Raw genomic sequence first — 15,949 nt, forward strand, 5'->3', positions numbered from 1 at the left:
ATCAGTCGCCACCGCCGCCGTCATCGCCGCCGTGCGTCCCGTCGCTGATATCCGACGCGCCGGCGGATCCGTCTCCGCCCCGACGCCGCGCGTCGCGTTTGTCGAGGGCCAGACCGATCAACAAACCGACGGCGATTCCCGGGCCAATACCCAGCGCCAGATTGTCGAAGGCGATACCGAGGGCAGCCCCGATGCCGGCTCCAAGGCCCAGCCCGACACCGACAAAACTGCGTTCCGGCATGAGAATCTCCGCTCGATGACCACTTCGGCGTCAGCCTACCATCGCGCGCGGGGGAATCAGCGCCTAAATGGAGGATATGAACACTCCCCGTACCGTCCGCGTCGCCATCATCGGTTCCGGTCCCGCCGGCTGGACCGCCGCCATCTATGCCGCCCGCGCCATGCTGGAGCCGGTGATCATCGCCGGCCTGCAGCCCGGTGGCCAGCTGACCATCACCACCGATGTCGAGAACTATCCCGGCTTCGCCGAGGTCATCCAGGGCCCGTGGCTGATGGAGCAGATGAAGGCCCAGGCCGAACATGTCGGCACCGAGGTGATCGAGGACATCGTGGTCTCGGCCGATCTGTCGTCGCGTCCGTTCCGGCTCAAGCTGGATTCCGGCACCGAACTGCTGGCCGAGACCGTGATTATCTCGACCGGGGCCCAGGCCAAATGGCTGGGCCTGGAAAGCGAGCAGACCTATCAGGGCTTCGGCGTCTCGGCCTGCGCCACCTGCGACGGCTTCTTCTATCGCGGCAAGAACGTCATCGTCGTCGGCGGCGGCAACACCGCGGTCGAGGAGGCGCTGTTCCTGACCAATTTCGCTGCAAAGGTCACGGTGGTCCACCGCAAGGCCGAGTTCCGCGCCGAGCGCATCCTGCAGGACCGGCTGTTCGCCAATCCCAAGGTCGAGGTCATCTGGGACCACCAGGTCGACGAGATCCTGGGCGTCACCGCCGACGGCGGCAGCAATGTCACCGGCGTGCGGCTGAAGCATGCGAAGACCGGGGAAACCCGCGAGGTCGCCGCCGACGGCGTGTTCATCGCCATTGGGCATGCCCCGTCGTCGGAGCTGTTTGCCGGCCAGCTGGAGACCAAGACCGGGGGCTATCTGGTGGTCAAGCCGGGCAGCACCGCCACGGCCATCGAAGGGGTCTATGCCGCCGGGGACGTGACCGACGACGTCTACCGCCAGGCGGTCACGGCCGCGGGCATGGGCTGTATGGCGGCGCTGGAGGCGGTGCGATTCCTCGCCGAGGAAGACCACAAGGCGGCCAACACCCCCATCAGCCCCGCGGAAGCCGAGAAGATCGGGGTCTGGTGACGCGCCGGCCCCGACGGGCGTCGCCCTAGCCGAACAGGCGAAGTTCAGGCGGGGCGAACTCGACCGGACGTCCGGCCCGACGTCCGAGGGCATAGTCGACCGCCGTCTGGACCGCGCGTTCGTCACTGGGCTTGGACAGGACGCCGACCGTTCCGGCCACCCCTTCGCGCACCATGCCGGGGTTGGCCGTCATGAACAGCACGGTGACACCGAGATCCTGACCCAGTTCCCGCCCGAGCGCGATGCCGGTCGGGCCGTCGGACAGGTGGATGTCGACCAGCGCCAGGTCGATATCGGTCTCCGCCGCCAGGGCCCGGGCGGTTTTCGCGTCCGACGCCGTGCCCACGACCTCATGCCCCAGGTCCTCCAGCACGAAGCGGAGTTCCATGGCCACAAGGGCTTCATCCTCAATGATCAGGACACGGGCAGACATCGGCTTGGATCAGGACTCCGCTGGGATTCAAAAAACGCGACTGCTCTACCAACGCCGATATGTCGCCAGGGTTTCGATTCAGGATGCCGCTGCGACATTCTGTGCCGCTCGCCGCCGGGACAGGGCGGTCGACGGCAGGTCCACCGTCAGCCGCAGGCCCTCCGTCGCCCAGTCCCGCTGTAGCCGCCCGCCGAGCTGACCTTCAACCGACAGGGTCGCCAGGGACGAGCCGAAACCGGTCCGTTCGGGCGCGCCGCTGACCGGCGGCCCCCCGTGCTCGATCCAGGTCAGGATGAACCGGTCGCCGGCGTCGCGGGTGAGCAGATCGACATGCCCGCCCTCGAGCGACAGCGCCCCGTATTTCGAGGCATTGGTCGCCAGTTCGTGAAACAGCAGGGCCACCGAGGTCGCGGCCTGGTCGTCGAAGGTCGCGTCGTCGCCCGAAATGCGGATTCGGGCCGCGCCCGTCCCGTCGGCATAGGCCTGGAACAGCGAGTTCAGGAAGGCATGCAAGGTCATGGACCCGACCGTTGGCCGCGACGTTTCCGTATGCGGCCGCACAAACTCGTGGGCGCGGGCCAGGGCATTGATGCGCGTCCGCAGCGAGGCGGCGAAGGCCCTGGCCTCGGGGAACTGTCGCGCCGACAGCGCCACCAGGGCCGAGACCACGGCGAAGATGTTCTTGATGCGGTGGCTCAGCTCCTGGCTCAGCAACTCCTTGGCCTGGTCCATCCGCTTCAGGTCGTCGATGTCGGTACAGGTCCCGAACCAGCGCACGATCCCGCCCGCCTCGTCACGGATCGGCATGGCCCGGCCCAGGGTCCAGCGATAGACGCCGTCGTGACGGCGCAACCGGTATTCGATTTCATAGGGCTCGCCGCTCTCCAGCGACTGCCGCCACAGCGCCCAGGCCCGGTCCTGGTCCCCCGGATGGAACATGCCGTTCCAGGCCTCGCCGTCGGTCGAGCCCGGCTCCATGCCGGTGTATTCGTACCAGCGCGCATTATAGTAGTCGTGGAAGCCGTCCGGCCGGGTCGACCACACCATCTGGGGCATGGAGTCGGCGATGGCCCGGAACCGGGCCTCGCTCTGGGCCAGGGCCGTGACCGCCTCGGCCAGTTCGGCCTCACGCGCCTTGCGGTCAGTGATGTCGACCACCACGCCGGGAAAGCGGTTCGGGGTGCCGTCATGGTCGCGATAGACCTGTCCGCGCACCAGCACCCAGCGCAGCGGCCGCCCCGGCACGGCCAGACGGTATTCGCTGACATACAGATTGCCGCTCTCCAGCGTGGCCTCGATCTCGGCCCGGGCGCGCCTGTAGTCGTCCGGGTGCACGGCCCGGGTGAAGGTCTTCAGCGGGGCCCCGGCCTTGCCGATCGCCGGATCGACACCGTACATCTCGGAAAAGCGCTCGTCGGCCACGACCCGGTCCGTGGCCACGTCCCAGTCCCAGGCCCCGACATATTCCGAGGCGGCCAGGGCCCGGCGGGTCGTCTGTTCGCTCTCGTCGCGCGCCTTGAGGGCCCGGCGCAGCTCCAGCAGGTTCATCACCTGTCGCGCCAGCACCTCCAGCGCATGGATCTGGAACGCCGTCAGCCCGTGCGGACGGGGTTCGGTATCCAGCACGCACAGGGTACCGAGCGGCAGGCCGTCGCCGGTCACCAGGGGGGCACCGGCATAGAAGCGGACATGCGGAGGCCCGGTGACCAGGTCATTGTCACGGAAGAGCGGGTCCAGCCGGGTGTCGGCCACGACCATGACGCCGCCCCGCGACATTGCGTGGGCGCAGAAGGAGACGTCACGTCCGGTCTCGGGCGTCTCGAGCCCGACGCGCGCCTTGAACCACTGGCGGTCCTCGGCGACCAGGCTGACCAGGGCGGTCGGTGCGTCGCAGATCCGGGCGGCGAGGGCGGCGAGATCGTCGAACTCGGCCTCGGCCTCCGTGTCCAGCACGTCATAGGCGTGCAGCGCCGCCATGCGGGACGCTTCGGTCCAGGATTTGTTGGTCGTCACTTCGTCTGTCGACACCGGTGGGCCTTGCAGAGGCGCCGAGCGCCGGGAGTGAGGGATAATGCAGAGCGATCACAACCGTTGCAGGCCGACCGCCGGTTGCGTTGATCAGGAGGTCGGGCGGCCCACTTCCTCGACCGCCATCACGGTCACGCCGGGCGGTGGCGGTACGACCTCCCGGACCGGGGCCTCAAAGGCGGCCAGACGGGCGTTGATCGCGGCGATCTCGGCCTTGTCAGGCTGACGGCGCCCGCCCAGAGAGGCGACGCCGACGACGCGGGGATGGCCGTCGACCATCACCGTTGCCGGAGCGTCGACCGTGACCGGACCGGCACCGCTGTCGTCAGTGACGACCAGCAGTCGCGGGCGGGCGAAGCGCGCCTCGTCGATCTTCGGCTCCCGACCGGCATAGGTCTGGCTGAAGGCGGCTGTCTCGCCCGACGGCCCCTTCCAGCGATAGAAGATGTGGCTGCCGACCTGGGTCAGCTTGTTCAGGGTCGGTGCCCACCAGGGGTGAACATAGTCAGCGTGATAATGGGTCGCGGTGCCCACGCGGGTGGCGACATGGCCGTTCAGCGCCCGCTCGGCCACGACCCGGGACCGGTTCCAGGCCCAGGCGATCGGCGTCCGGGCCAGGGCCCCGTCGCAGGTAAAGCTGAACTGGCAGCCGGTCAGCCGCTCGGCCCCCTCGAACACCACGCCGCAGACGGTATTGGCATAGTTGCGGTCACGGACCCGATTCAGCACGACCTGGGCGACGGCCGCCTGGCCCTCGTCCGATTCCAGCGCCGCTTCGTAATAGACTGCCTGGGTCAGGCACCGCAGGGCGCGGCTGCGATCCTCGCCGGTCGCGGCGCGAAACACGAACGGACGCGCCGGTGCCAGCAGACCGGCGAGGCCGGGCGTGGCGGCATTGATCCGCTGCGCCTCGACACCGGAGGCCCCGACGACGAGGGAGGGCTTGCCGGCCAGGGTCAGACTCTCCCAGCCGGGCGTCAGGCCCAGCGGCGTCGCCCGGGGGGCGTTTGGATCGTGCCGGATGGCCAGGGCCAGGGCCGCCGGATCCATCCGGGCCGACAGGGCCGCCAGCCCCCCCGGTCCCGGGTCCCCGCCGGTGACCCGGGCGACCGCCTCGACGCGCAGGTCGAGCTCGGGCCGCGGCGTCGAACTGGCGGCCATGGCCACGCCGAACGCCGCCAGCGCAACGGGCGCGGCGGCGGTAAGCCGGCGCGTCAGTCGCAAGGTCGGTGTCCAGTCGAAATTGGCCAATTCGGTTTCCGTCTCGGGTCTGCCCCTGTCCGGCCTGAAGCATGACGCGGGTTGACGGCCGTTTTCAGGCGAAAACCACCGTCCGGTCAAACCGCGTCAACGGCTGCCGAGCGTGGCCCGCAGCATCCAGGCCGCCTTCTCGTGCTCCGCCAGACGCACCGTCAGCAGATCCACCGACACATCGTCACCCTCGCCTTCCGCCGCTTTCAGGGCGGACCGGGCGGTCGCGATCAGCGTCTCGTGGTCCTTCATCAGTTCCTTGAGCATCGCCGGGGCGTCCTGCTCGGCGTCCCCGTCCTTGATCGACGTCAGGTTGGCGAAGGTCGCATAGCCCTGCGGGGCGAACTCGCCCAGAGCACGGATACGTTCGGCGATCGTGTCCAGCGCCTCCCAGATTTCTCGATATTGCTGCTCCAGCAGGGTGTGCAGCGAGAAGAATTCCGGCCCCCGCACGTTCCAGTGGTAGCCGTGGGTCTTCAGATAGACGGCAAAACTGTCGGCCAGGACCTTGGTCAGTTCCCGCGCCACATCCGTGCGCTCGGTCTTGGTCAGACCCGTGTCGATGGTCGTGGTCATGGTTGCTCCTGTGGCATTGAGACTCGATACTGCAACCCTTCAGGTGGTATCGCCCGAGCGAAGAACCAAGCATTGGAACGCAAATTTCCGGCTCTGGAACGCGGGATCGTTTCAAGCGTTGCAGGGCGTCGCTCGAGCGACGGGCGGGGGCCGAATGAGCGCAACAGCGTTGTTCAAACGCGTGATGGACACTGACGCCGCCATGGAGTGGCTGGCCCGGGTGCGCCCGAAATCCGTCGGTACCGGCATTCTGATCGGCGTCGCCGCTGCCGTCGTGATGCTCGGGGTGCGCTGGGCGCTGTCCGCCGCCCTCGGTGACATCACCGGCTTCATGATCCTGCTGCCGGCCGTGATTCTGGCCGCCCTCGCCGGCGGGCGCACGGCGGGCTTCGCCGCCACGGCCACGGCCCTGGCGGGCGGCTGGCTGCTGGTCGGCCCGAACGGTGCCGGACTGGATGTCAGCCAGCCTCTCGAGCGGCTCGCCATCGTCAATTTCGTCCTTGCCGGACTCTTCGCCACCCTGGTCGCCGCCGCCCTGCGCCGGACCCTGTTGCGGCTTGATCGCGCGACCGAGACCCGGCGCACATCGGACATTCGCGATGATGACGGCGCGCACCGGTTCGAAATGCTCAACGAGCATGCCCCCGTGATGCTGTGGATGAGCGGGACCCACGGCGAATGCGCCCACCTGAACCGCGCCCAGCGCGAATTCTGGAACGTGACCGGCTCGCTCGAGGGCTTCGACGTGCTGGAGACGGTACACCCCGATGATCGCGACCGGCTGCGACAGGTCGCGACCGACGCCCACCGCAACCAGGTGCCGTTTGAGACCGAGGGCCGGTTTCGCCGATACGACGGGGCCTGGCGCATTCTCCGCAGCGAAGCCCGCCCCCGGCATAATCTCAATGGCGACTTCCAGGGCATGATCGGCGTCAATGTCGACATCACCGAGATTCGGGAGGCCGAACTGGCCCTGCGCGAGAGTGAGGAGCGTTTCCGCCTGACCGCGGACACGGCCCCCTCCCCCATCTGGCTGAGCGGAACCGGCGGCGAGGTCGAGTTCGTCAACCAGGCCCTGGTGCATTTCTACGGTCGTCCGGCGGATCAGATCCTGGGCGATGTCTGGCGCGAGTCGATCCACCCGGACGACCTGTCGGCGGTCGATGCGGCCCAGGCTGCGGCGCGGCCGGCCTGCAAGCCCTATGAGTTCGAGGCCCGCTTCGCCCGGGCTGACGGCGCTTGGCGCTGGATGCGGGTGGCGGTGAATCCGCGGCTGGACAGCCTGGGCCGGTTTCTCGGCTACGTCGGCATGTCGTTCGACATAACCGATATCCGCGAGTCCAATGCCCGCCTCGCCGCCAGTGCCGCCGAACGCGACGCCATCCTGGGCCAGCTGGCCGAAGGCGTCATCGTCACCGATCCCGAGGGCCGGATCGTGTTCATCAACGAGGCGGCGCAACGTCAGCACGGCATCGAGGTCCTGGGCACCGGCCCCGACGATTACACGCAAACCTATCAGCTGTTCACCGAGGACGGTCGCCCCTATCCGACCGACCAGCTGCCCCTGACCCGGGCGGTGCGCCACGGCGAGACCGTCACCGACGCCCGCTGGCGGATTCTCCGTCCCGACGGTACCGAGGTGGTGGCGGTCGGCAACGCCCGGCCCGTGATCGGTCCTGACAGCGCCCGGATCGGGGCCGTACTGACGCTCAGGGACGAGACAGCACGGGTCCAGGCCGAAAACCGCCTGACCGAGTCCGAGGCCCGGTTCCGCACGGTCGCCGACAGCGCCCCGGTGTTCATCTGGATGACCGATCCGGACACCCGCATCACCTTCGCCAACCGCCACTACCAGAGGGTATTCGGCGTCGACACCGGCGAGCTGATGGGGGCCCGCTGGAAGAAGCTGGCGCACCCGGAGGATATCGATTCCTTTTCCGAGGCCTTTATCCGGGCGATGAAGACGCGCGACCGGTTCGAGGGCCTGCTGCGCATCGATCACGGCGACCTTGGCCTGCGCTGGCTCCGCTGCGAAAGCATTCCCCGCTTCGACGCGGCCGGGGAGTTCCAGGGCTATGTCGGGGCCAGCCTCGACGTCACCGAGGCCAAGCGCGCCGAGGACGATCTCAAACGCATCAATGAACTGCTGGAAGAACGCGTCGGCGCGGCCATGGCCGAAAAGGCCGAGGCCGAGGCCAATCTGATGCATGCCCAGCGCATGGAGGCAGTCGGTCGCCTGACCGGCGGCGTGGCCCACGACTTCAACAACCTGCTGACCGTGGTGATCGGGGCGCTCGACATCATCCTGCGCTCGCCCGACGACGCGGCCAAGCGCAAGAAGCTGGGCGAGGCCGCCCTGGCGGCCGCCCGGCGCGGCGAGGGCCTGACCCACCAGCTGCTGGCCTTCTCGCGTCGCCAGACCCTGCGACCCGAGCCGATCGATCTCAACGCCCTGATCCGCCAGAGCGACCCCCTGCTGCGCCGCGCCGTCGGCGAGGCGATCGACTTCAGGCTGAAACTGCGCCGCGGCGGTGTCCGGGTCAGTGTCGACCCCGGCCAGTTCGAGGCTGCCCTGCTCAATCTGGTGGTCAATGCCCGTGACGCGCTTGGCGACAGCGGCCGGGTCGTGATCCAGACCCGGACCTGCAAGGTCATCGACGGCGAGGTTCATGAATTGCCGCCGGGCGAGTACGTCTGCGTCACCGTGTCGGACACCGGCACCGGCATGGCCCCCGACGTCATCGACCGGGTCTTCGAACCCTTCTTCACCACCAAGGCGGTCGGCAAGGGCACCGGCCTGGGCCTGAGCCAGGTCTATGGATTCGCGCGCCAGAGCGGCGGCGGGGCCCGGATCACCTCGACGGTCGGCGAGGGTACGGAAATCTGCATCTACCTGCCGCCGCTGGCTGTCGACAGTCGCACCGTCGACGCCCCCGCAGGTGCCCCGGCCCGGCCGGTCGCCGCCGGGCGCCGTCTGCTGCTGGTCGAGGACGATGTGCGTGTCGCCGATGTGGCGATGGAATTGCTGCAGGGACTGGGCCTGGAGGTTCAGGCCGTCGAAACCGGGCCCGAGGCCCTGACCATGCTCAAGACCGAGCGGTTCGACATCATGCTCAGCGATGTGGTGATGCCGGGCGGCATGACCGGGATCGAACTGGCCCGGACCTGCACCCGCGACCATCCCGACATGCGGATCGTCCTGACCTCGGGCTATGCCGGCGACGATGTGGACGAGGCCCTGACGGCCGCGCCCTGGCCGTTCCTGCGCAAACCCTATTCGGCCGAACAGCTGGAGCGGATCCTGGGGGATCTCGCGCCGGTCGACGCCGCGGCCTCATCGGGCTGAGCGACGCGCCGGGGAGCATGGCCCCCCGGCCGATGGATCAGCGCTGGCGCGCCTTGCGGGCGGCGTAACGGGCGTCGCGGGCGGCCTTCTGGTCAGCCTTGGACACAGCCTTGCGCTCCTTGCGGGCCCCGCGCTTCTCGGCCTCGACGGCCTCCTCGGCCTCGCGTTCGGCGGCCAGACGGACGGCCTCCTTCTCGGCGCGCTCGCGTCGCTGCTCGGCCTTTACCAGCTCGTGCTGCTGGCGCAGGGCTTCCTTCTCGGCGGCGCGCTTGGCGGCCAGCTTGTCAAATTCGGGGTCCGGAGCCGCCGCCTTGGGCTTGAAGCGCGCCAGCAGGGCCTTCTTGGCCTCCTGCTGGGTGGCAATCCGGTCGGTGAAGGCGGTCTGTTTCAGATCTCTCATGCGGAGGTCGGTAAATCCCAAATAGTGACAGGCGGCAAAATGGCCGCGAACGGGCGAGCGATGCTCAACCCGGCGGCGTGCCTAAGCGGAAATCGTGGCAAAAATCAAGGTTGGGGCAAAAGAATCGCCCCGCCCCGACCGCCGGAAACACGGGCGTCAAGGCCGTGCCGGCGACGGATGCGGTCGTGGTCCTACGGCTTGTCGGCCTTGGCCATGGCGGCCCCGGCGGCGGCCCCGACCGCGGCCCCGACCGGTCCGGCGACCACGGCACCGGCCACGGCTCCGGTTGCCGCCTTCTGCTCCATCGTCGTCCCGCACCCGGAAAGGGCCAGGCCGAGCGTGGCAAACACGATGAGGGGGAGGGCGGCGGCGGGACGAATCATGGCGGCATTCCTGTGAATCAGTGCGACCCGAACGTACCGGCGACCGCCGGGGTTCCTTTCCACAGAATTCAGAGGCCGGCCGCTGAACATGAAAGTCACGTTTGGCAACAAGGCGTGCAACGCAGCATCAACAGGACCCGCCGGTCAAGCTCAACTCGAGCAGACGGCCGAGACCTGATACAGTATTGGTATCGTTCACTTCGTCGCTGAGTCTGCCCGGACAGGGGGTTGCACGACTCAACTCACGGGGGAGCGACACAATGTTGCACTGCACCCAAAACTTGCGAATCAAACACATTGAGGCCATAAACGGCTGGCTTAAGGCGCGTCCCCGACGGTCTGGTCATTCGATGACTGTCGGTATCCGGCGCTGGACCGCGACTTGCTTACGTGGGTCGACCAGTACCGAATTAGAATTTCAGGGGCGGCATTGCGCCCTGCGGAACAGGATAGAGCCTTTGTCGCATCCCTCGCACCAGCGTGTGTCCTTGCACGTCGAACGCGTGGCCCGTATCCGGCCCGTGACGGCAGCAGTGGCCTTTGGTGCATTGGTTGGACTGACAGTGGGCTGCGCCTATGTCGGCGGCTCGGCCGCCAAGGCGACGACGGTCCGCGCCCAGGCGGAGCGTATCGAGGGGGCCACCGCCGCCGGATTCACCGAAGAAGCCCTGTCGGCCGCGGCCGGGGGCCTTGACGCCAGCGCCCTGTCGATCGCGCGTCGCCATGACCCCTATACAGTCGCCGGCGGGGCCCAGCGGGATCGCCAGGCCGAACTGCTCACCGCCCGGCTCGAACAGCTCCGCGCCCGGCCCGACTCCGGTCTGCGCCGGGTCAGCCTGACCTCGGCCAATCCGGCGGCCCGCCCCTTCCGCCTCGGCAACGCCCTCGACGAATCGCGTGATCTCGAGTGCCTGACCCAGGCAGCCTATTATGAAGCCCGCGGCGAGGGCCGCGACGGCATGAAGGCCGTGGCCCAGGTCGTGCTCAACCGCGCCCGCCACCCGGCCTTTCCCAACAGCGTCTGCGGCGTCGTCTTCCAGGGGGCCGGTCGCAGCACCGGTTGCCAGTTCAGCTTCACCTGCAACGGCTCGATGCGCCGCGGCGTCAATCCGGTCGCGTGGAACCGGGCCCGTGATGTCGCCGCCAAGGCCCTGTCCGGCAGCGTCTATGCCAGCGTCGGCAATGCCACCCATTTCCACACCACCGGCGTCTCGCCGAGCTGGCGCAACTCGCTGATCCGGGTCAACCAGGTCGGCAGCCACCTGTTCTACCGCTTCGGCGGGCGTTCGGGCTCGAGCGCCGCCTTCAACTACGCTGCCCGCCCGTCGTCCAGCGACGACCAGCCGCGCCTGATCCAGGCCAGCATGGATCCGACCGAGTCGGTCCGCCAGGCCGGTCAGGCCGTGGCCTATACCCTGGTGCTGGCCCAGGAGGGCCTGACGCCGACCGCCGATCGCGCCGAGACCGCCCCGGCGGCACGCGCGGCCCCGGCACCGGCACCGGCTTCGGCCCCGGTTGCCGCCCCCGCTCCGGCCGGAGCCTCCGCGGCCGCGGCCGGCAGCCAGCGCCCGACGGCGACCGTGCCGACCGCCCCGTCGGCGACCACGCCGGTGCCGGCTCAGCCCAAGGCCTGATCCGCCCGCGCCGGTCCCCGACCGCGGTGATCGACGCCCCGTCCTCGTGACCGCCTGACCGGCACCCCGATCGCACCGGCGAGGCCGAGCCGTCCCGTCCCGGGACATGGCCGCAGTCGAGTACCCGGTCATCGTGCCCTTCCTTGCCAGCCCCGCTATTCCGGCCCGGGCCCCGGGTGCCGTCCGCGGCGGCCCGCTTGACCTCCTGCGCTTCCTGGCGGCCCTGTTTGTCGTCGTGTTCCATTTCGGGGACGAAGCGCCCGTCGCCATCGCCTCGCTGCACGAGGGACTGGGGCGCGGCTATCTGGCGACCGACTTCTTCCTGCTGCTGTCAGGCTTCATCCTGGCCCGCGCCTACGGAGCCTCCGTCGCGTCCGGCGCGGTCTCGCCGGGGCGGTTCTGGTGGAAGCGGTTCGCCCGCTGCTACCCGACCCACCTCATCACCCTGGGCCTGCTGGCCGCCATGGTCGCCACCGCGGCCCTTATGGGCGTCGCCACCAGCCATCCGCAAAATTTCCAGTGGTCGGGCCTGCCCGCCCAGATCCTGCTGTTGCACGTGTTCGGCCAGGGCGGCGGGCAGTGGAACATCCCCAGCTGGACCCTGTCGGCCCTGCTGGTCTGCTATGCGGGCTTTCCATGGGTGTGGCGGCGGATGCTGGTGATCCAGCGACCGCAGACCGCCCTGGGCCTCGGCCTGCTGATCCTCGTCGGGGCCGACATGGCCAGCCGGGCGCTGCTGGGTGCAGAACAGTTCAGCCTGCCGTTCCAGTGGGCCTTCGTCCGCGCCGCGCCCCTGTTTCTCGTCGGCCTGACCCTGGCCCGGATCACGCAGACCGCCGCCTGGCACCCGGCGCCAGCCCGGATCATCGGTCTCGGCGGCCTCGTCATGCTGCTCGGCAACGCCATCCTGTCCGGACCCGACCTGATCAATGTCCTGGCCATCGCCACCGTCATCGTCGGCTGCGGGGCCACGCCCGTGACCCGACCCCTGCCCGGCGCCGAATGGGGTGCCCGGGTCAGCTTCAGCCTGTTCATGACCCATACCCTGACCGGGGCCGTCTGGTTCGGTCTGGTCGGTCCGCAGGTCGTGCGCCGGCTGCCGTCCGTCGACACGGTCGCCTGGCAGGGCTGGATGCTGTGGCTGGGGGCCGGGGTCGCCGCCCTGGTCGTGGCCGACCTCTACAACCGGATGATCGACGCCCCGATCCAGCGCTGGCTGAACGCCCGAGTGTTCGGTCCGGGTAGCCGGTCGCCGTTCAGCCGCTGGTCACGTCCAGACCGATGTCCAGCGCCGGAGCCGAGTGCGTAAGCGCCCCGACCGAGATCACATCGACGCCGGTTCGGGCAATCGCCGCCACCGTCTCCAGACTGACCCCGCCCGAGGCCTCCAGGATCACCGCGCCGAACGGGCTGGTCTTGCGCCGGCGGACCGCCTCGGTCAGGGCCTCGAGACTGAAATTGTCCAGCATGATCACGTCGGGCGTCTCGGCCAGCGCCTGGTCCAGCTGGTCCAGGCTGTCGACCTCGACCTCGATCTTCATCAGGTGGCCCACGGCCGCCCGGGCCCGGCGCACCGCGGCCGACACCCCGCCACACACAGCAATGTGGTTGTCCTTGATCAGGATGGCGTCATCCAGGCCGAAGCGATGGTTGGCCCCGCCGCCACAGGCCACGGCGTGCTTCTCCAGCGCCCGTAGCCCCGGCGTGGTCTTGCGCGTGTCGGCGATCCGCGCCCGCGTCCCCGCGACCGCGTCGACATAGGCCCGGGTCAGGGTGGCGATACCGCACAGTCGCCCCAGCAGGTTCAGCGCCGTGCGTTCGGCCGCCAGAAAGGCACGGGCGTCCGCCTCGACCTCGGCCAGAACCGCCCCGGCCTCGAAGGCCTCACCGTCGCGCAGCTTCACAACGATCGTCGCCTGCGGGTCGAGGGCCAGCACCGCCAGCCGCACACAGTCGATCCCGGCGAGCACGCCTGGCTTGCGCGCGGCGAACACGGCCTTCATCCGCGCCCCCTCGGGGATGCAGGCCTGGGCGGTGACATCGCCGGCCCGGCCCAGATCCTCGGCCAGGGCCATGCGCACCACCGGATCGATCAACAGATCGGGAAGCTGGCGGATCATGCGACGACCTCGATCGGCTGCGGGGCCATGGCGGCGTGCTCACGCCGGACGCGCGTATGGCGGGCCGTGGTGTCGGTCTGCGGATAGTCCGCGCGCCAGTGTCCGCCGCGGCTCTCGCGCCGGGCCTGGGCGGCCTCGGCGATCAGGCGCGCGGCCGTCACCGGCGCCGCCCCGGGCCATTCGGCGTCCAGCCGGTCGATCAGGGCGATCAGGGCCGTCAGCCCCCGGGCATCCCGCACCACCCCGGCCCCGTCACTCATGCCGCGCCGCAGCTCCGCCAGGGCCGCATCGGGCAGATCGGCCCCGGCACTCACCGGCAGCAACGCGCCCTGACCGCCGAATTCACCGGCCGCGGACTGGCCGGTCCGCCGCCCGAACGCGGCGGCCTCGAGCAGGGAGTTGGAGGCCAGCCGGTTGGCCCCGTGCACCCCCGTCGCCGCGCACTCCCCGACCGCATAGAGACCCGGCAGGCTGGTGCGTCCGTCCGGACCGGCGGCGATCCCGCCCATGTGATAATGGGCCGCCGCCGCCACCGGGATCGGCGTCACGCGCGGGTCCAGACCGGCGCGCATACAGGCGGAGAAGACGGCCGGAAAATCATCGGGGAAGGCCGCACCGACGGCGGTGCGGCAATCGAGAAACGCCCCCCGTCCGGCGGCCCGCGCCGCATGAACGGCCCGGGCGACGACGTCGCGTGACTGAAGGTCGGCCCCCGGAGCCTCGCCCAGCAGGTACCGGCCCTCGCCGTCGATCAGGCGGGCACCCTCGCCGCGCAGGGCCTCGGTGGCCAGCGGCATCGGATCGAGGCCGACATCCATGGCCGTCGGATGGAATTGCACGAACTCGGGGTCGAGGATCTCGGCTCCCGCGCGCCAGGCCAGGGCCATGCCCTCGCCCAGCAGGGCCGCCGGGGTGGTGGTGGCGGCGAACAGCCCGCCCGACCCACCGGTGGCCAGCACCACGGCCGGGGCCAGCACCTCGACCGACCGGTCGCCGCGCGCGATCTGCACGCCCCGCACACGCCCGGTGGCGTCCTGGATCAGGCTCCTCAGCCGTCCATCCTCCCAGACCTCGATGTGGTCGGCGGCGCGCACCGCCGCGACGAGGGCCGACAGGATGGCACGCCCGGCCCCGTCACCGCCGACCCGGGCCACCCGGGCCCGCGAATGCGCGGCTTCCAGGCTGACTGCGAACCCGCCGACGGCGTTGCGATCAAACGGCGCGCCCATCCGGGCCAGCCATTCCACCGTCGCCCGGCCATCGCCGGTCAGGACCCGGGTCGCCTCGGCCTCGACCAGACCGGCCCCCGCGGCGGCGGTATCCGCCGCATGCAGGGCCGGGGCGTCGCCGGCCGACAGGGCCGCCGCCACACCGCCCTGGGCCCAGGCCGAGGAACAGGCCTCCAGCAGGGCCGCAGGCGTGATCACCAGCACCTTGCGCGGCGCGGCCTCCAGCGCCGCCGACAGTCCCGCCAGACCTCCGCCGACGATGACCGGACCGTCGTGATGGATGCGGCTCACCGGCCGAATTCCAGATAGCTGATGGCCATGGTCAGGGCTCCCGGCAGGGTCCCGTCACCGAGCGGGATCAAGGCCGCCAGCGTCACCGCGGCACAGGCCAGGGCCGCCAGCACGAACAGGCCGACGCTGTAGCCGGCCTCGGCCCCGCTCAACGGCCGCCCCTCGGGACGCCAGGCTCCGCGCCGCAGGTGCCCGAACAGGGCCAGGGCCAGAAAGCCGGCGAAGATATAGCTGCCGTTGGAGATGCCCCACAGCACGACCAGCGCGCCCATGGCGATCATCGCACCCTTCTCGACCATCGGATGGATACGGGCGAGCACGGGACCCAGGGCCCGCGAGCCGTCCAGCGGCGGGGCCGGGGCCAGATTGACCAGGTTGATCGCCGCGATCACCACCGCGCCCACCAGCCAGACCTTGCCGCCCAGCACCAGGAACAGGACGAAGAACGGGATGGCCGCCAGCAGGCCGAACACGGGGCCGGCCAGTGACACCTTGACCCCCTCCCATTCGCTGTCGGGCAGCCGTTGGCCGCGGGCCATGCCGCCGAGGAACGGGATAATGTAGATCTTCGCCGGGCCCATGCCGTAGCGGTTCATCGCCAGCACATGGCCGTACTCATGCACCAGCAGCCCCCAGATGGCGGCCACGGCCACGACCCAGCTGCCGCTGAAGAACCAGAGGAAGGCTCCCAGCAGGGCCGTTGAGATCAGGGCCCAGACCAGCGACTGACCCTGGACCATCGGCGGGCCGGCGGTGCCCGCGGACGCGCCGCCGCTCGCCGGGACGCCGGGTGCGGCCAGGGTCGAACCCGGCTTGGGATCCCAGGGACCGGGGCGGTGCGTGCTTTTGTCTGTCATCCCGGGGACGTGGCCTTTTCCGACCGCGGCCACAAGGCCGGCAGGGCGAGACGCCGCAGGTTGCGCCCAGCGATCG

The 15,949-nt window shown here is 69.8% G+C and carries 14 protein-coding genes; 4 read left to right on the forward strand and 10 right to left on the reverse strand.

The features are described from left to right. Position 1: 1 nt before the first annotated feature. A complete protein-coding gene (locus AACZ75_RS05175) occupies positions 2–241 on the reverse strand; it encodes a hypothetical protein (RefSeq protein ID WP_339871657.1) in 240 nt (79 codons plus the stop codon). 76 nt (positions 242–317) lie between these two features. On the opposite strand from AACZ75_RS05175, the gene trxB reads away from it, so the two are divergent. Next, positions 318–1,325: a thioredoxin-disulfide reductase gene (gene trxB / locus AACZ75_RS05180; RefSeq protein ID WP_339871658.1), complete on the forward strand. Its 1,008-nt coding sequence runs from the start codon at positions 318–320 to the stop codon at positions 1,323–1,325. Positions 1,326–1,350: 25 nt separating this feature from the next. Here the strand turns inward: trxB and AACZ75_RS05185 are convergent, their stop codons facing one another. From AACZ75_RS05185 to AACZ75_RS05200, 4 genes are all read right to left on the reverse strand, one after another. Then, positions 1,351–1,758, reverse strand: coding sequence for a response regulator (locus AACZ75_RS05185; protein ID WP_339871659.1), 408 nt, complete (start codon positions 1,756–1,758; stop codon positions 1,351–1,353). 78 nt (positions 1,759–1,836) lie between these two features. Beyond that, on the reverse strand, positions 1,837–3,771 hold the full coding sequence (locus tag AACZ75_RS05190) for a PAS domain-containing protein (protein WP_339871660.1): 1,935 nt from the start codon (positions 3,769–3,771) through the stop codon (positions 1,837–1,839). 105 nt (positions 3,772–3,876) lie between these two features. After that, the gene (locus AACZ75_RS05195; RefSeq protein WP_339871661.1) at positions 3,877–5,037 is read right to left on the reverse strand and encodes a cell wall hydrolase; all 1,161 of its coding nucleotides are present in this window, start codon (positions 5,035–5,037) and stop codon (positions 3,877–3,879) included. Positions 5,038–5,133: 96 nt separating this feature from the next. Further along, positions 5,134–5,613 (reverse strand): Dps family protein, encoded by a 480-nt coding sequence (locus tag AACZ75_RS05200; protein WP_339871662.1) that lies wholly within the window; start codon positions 5,611–5,613, stop codon positions 5,134–5,136. A 154-nt stretch (positions 5,614–5,767) separates the two neighbouring features. On the opposite strand from AACZ75_RS05200, the gene AACZ75_RS05205 reads away from it, so the two are divergent. Further along, on the forward strand, positions 5,768–8,959 hold the full coding sequence (locus tag AACZ75_RS05205) for a PAS domain S-box protein (protein ID WP_339871664.1): 3,192 nt from the start codon (positions 5,768–5,770) through the stop codon (positions 8,957–8,959). A gap of 37 nt (positions 8,960–8,996) precedes the next feature. On the opposite strand, the gene AACZ75_RS05210 is transcribed toward AACZ75_RS05205, so the two are convergent. Together AACZ75_RS05210 and AACZ75_RS05215 are read right to left on the reverse strand one after the other, a co-directional pair. Beyond that, the gene (locus AACZ75_RS05210; protein WP_339871665.1) at positions 8,997–9,359 is read right to left on the reverse strand and encodes a DUF6481 family protein; all 363 of its coding nucleotides are present in this window, start codon (positions 9,357–9,359) and stop codon (positions 8,997–8,999) included. A gap of 191 nt (positions 9,360–9,550) precedes the next feature. Then, positions 9,551–9,742 carry a hypothetical protein gene (locus tag AACZ75_RS05215; RefSeq protein WP_339871666.1) on the reverse strand — a complete coding sequence of 64 codons (192 nt, stop codon included), beginning with the start codon at positions 9,740–9,742 and terminating at the stop codon, positions 9,551–9,553. Between the two features lie 488 nt (positions 9,743–10,230). Here AACZ75_RS05215 and AACZ75_RS05220 point away from each other — a divergent pair, with 488 nt between their 5' ends. Both AACZ75_RS05220 and AACZ75_RS05225 read left to right on the forward strand, forming a co-directional pair. Beyond that, positions 10,231–11,376 (forward strand): cell wall hydrolase, encoded by a 1,146-nt coding sequence (locus tag AACZ75_RS05220; RefSeq protein ID WP_339871667.1) that lies wholly within the window; start codon positions 10,231–10,233, stop codon positions 11,374–11,376. Positions 11,377–11,482: 106 nt separating this feature from the next. Continuing rightward, positions 11,483–12,685: an acyltransferase gene (locus AACZ75_RS05225; protein WP_339871668.1), complete on the forward strand. Its 1,203-nt coding sequence runs from the start codon at positions 11,483–11,485 to the stop codon at positions 12,683–12,685. Here the strand turns inward: AACZ75_RS05225 and nadC are convergent. Genes nadC through AACZ75_RS05240 form a run of 3 tightly spaced genes read right to left on the reverse strand, consistent with a single transcriptional unit; the run spans position 12,633 to position 15,873 of the window. Then, positions 12,633–13,496: a carboxylating nicotinate-nucleotide diphosphorylase gene (nadC, locus tag AACZ75_RS05230; protein ID WP_339871669.1), complete on the reverse strand. Its 864-nt coding sequence runs from the start codon at positions 13,494–13,496 to the stop codon at positions 12,633–12,635. The genes AACZ75_RS05225 and nadC overlap by 53 nt on opposite strands. After that, entirely contained in the window at positions 13,493–15,016 is a 1,524-nt protein-coding gene (locus tag AACZ75_RS05235) for an L-aspartate oxidase (protein WP_339871670.1), read from the reverse strand. The genes nadC and AACZ75_RS05235 overlap by 4 nt, the downstream gene beginning before the upstream one ends. After that, positions 15,013–15,873, reverse strand: coding sequence for a site-2 protease family protein (locus tag AACZ75_RS05240; protein ID WP_339871671.1), 861 nt, complete (start codon positions 15,871–15,873; stop codon positions 15,013–15,015). The genes AACZ75_RS05235 and AACZ75_RS05240 overlap by 4 nt, the downstream gene beginning before the upstream one ends. Positions 15,874–15,949: the final 76 nt, after the last annotated feature.

Source organism: uncultured Brevundimonas sp., from assembly GCF_963975535.1.
Lineage (GTDB): Bacteria > Pseudomonadota > Alphaproteobacteria > Caulobacterales > Caulobacteraceae > Brevundimonas.

What these genes read in the sequence shown, in the direction of transcription:
- AACZ75_RS05175 (WP_339871657.1), bottom strand. Translation starts at nt 241, where the DNA reads ATGCCGGAACGCAGTTTTGTCGGTGTCGGGCTGGGCCTTGGAGCCGGC.
- trxB (WP_339871658.1), top strand. Translation starts at nt 318, where the DNA reads ATGAACACTCCCCGTACCGTCCGCGTCGCCATCATCGGTTCCGGTCCC.
- AACZ75_RS05185 (WP_339871659.1), bottom strand. Translation starts at nt 1,758, where the DNA reads ATGTCTGCCCGTGTCCTGATCATTGAGGATGAAGCCCTTGTGGCCATG.
- AACZ75_RS05200 (WP_339871662.1), bottom strand. Translation starts at nt 5,613, where the DNA reads ATGACCACGACCATCGACACGGGTCTGACCAAGACCGAGCGCACGGAT.
- AACZ75_RS05205 (WP_339871664.1), top strand. Translation starts at nt 5,768, where the DNA reads ATGAGCGCAACAGCGTTGTTCAAACGCGTGATGGACACTGACGCCGCC.
- AACZ75_RS05210 (WP_339871665.1), bottom strand. Translation starts at nt 9,359, where the DNA reads ATGAGAGATCTGAAACAGACCGCCTTCACCGACCGGATTGCCACCCAG.
- AACZ75_RS05215 (WP_339871666.1), bottom strand. Translation starts at nt 9,742, where the DNA reads ATGATTCGTCCCGCCGCCGCCCTCCCCCTCATCGTGTTTGCCACGCTC.
- AACZ75_RS05225 (WP_339871668.1), top strand. Translation starts at nt 11,483, where the DNA reads ATGGCCGCAGTCGAGTACCCGGTCATCGTGCCCTTCCTTGCCAGCCCC.
- nadC (WP_339871669.1), bottom strand. Translation starts at nt 13,496, where the DNA reads ATGATCCGCCAGCTTCCCGATCTGTTGATCGATCCGGTGGTGCGCATG.
- AACZ75_RS05240 (WP_339871671.1), bottom strand. Translation starts at nt 15,873, where the DNA reads ATGACAGACAAAAGCACGCACCGCCCCGGTCCCTGGGATCCCAAGCCG.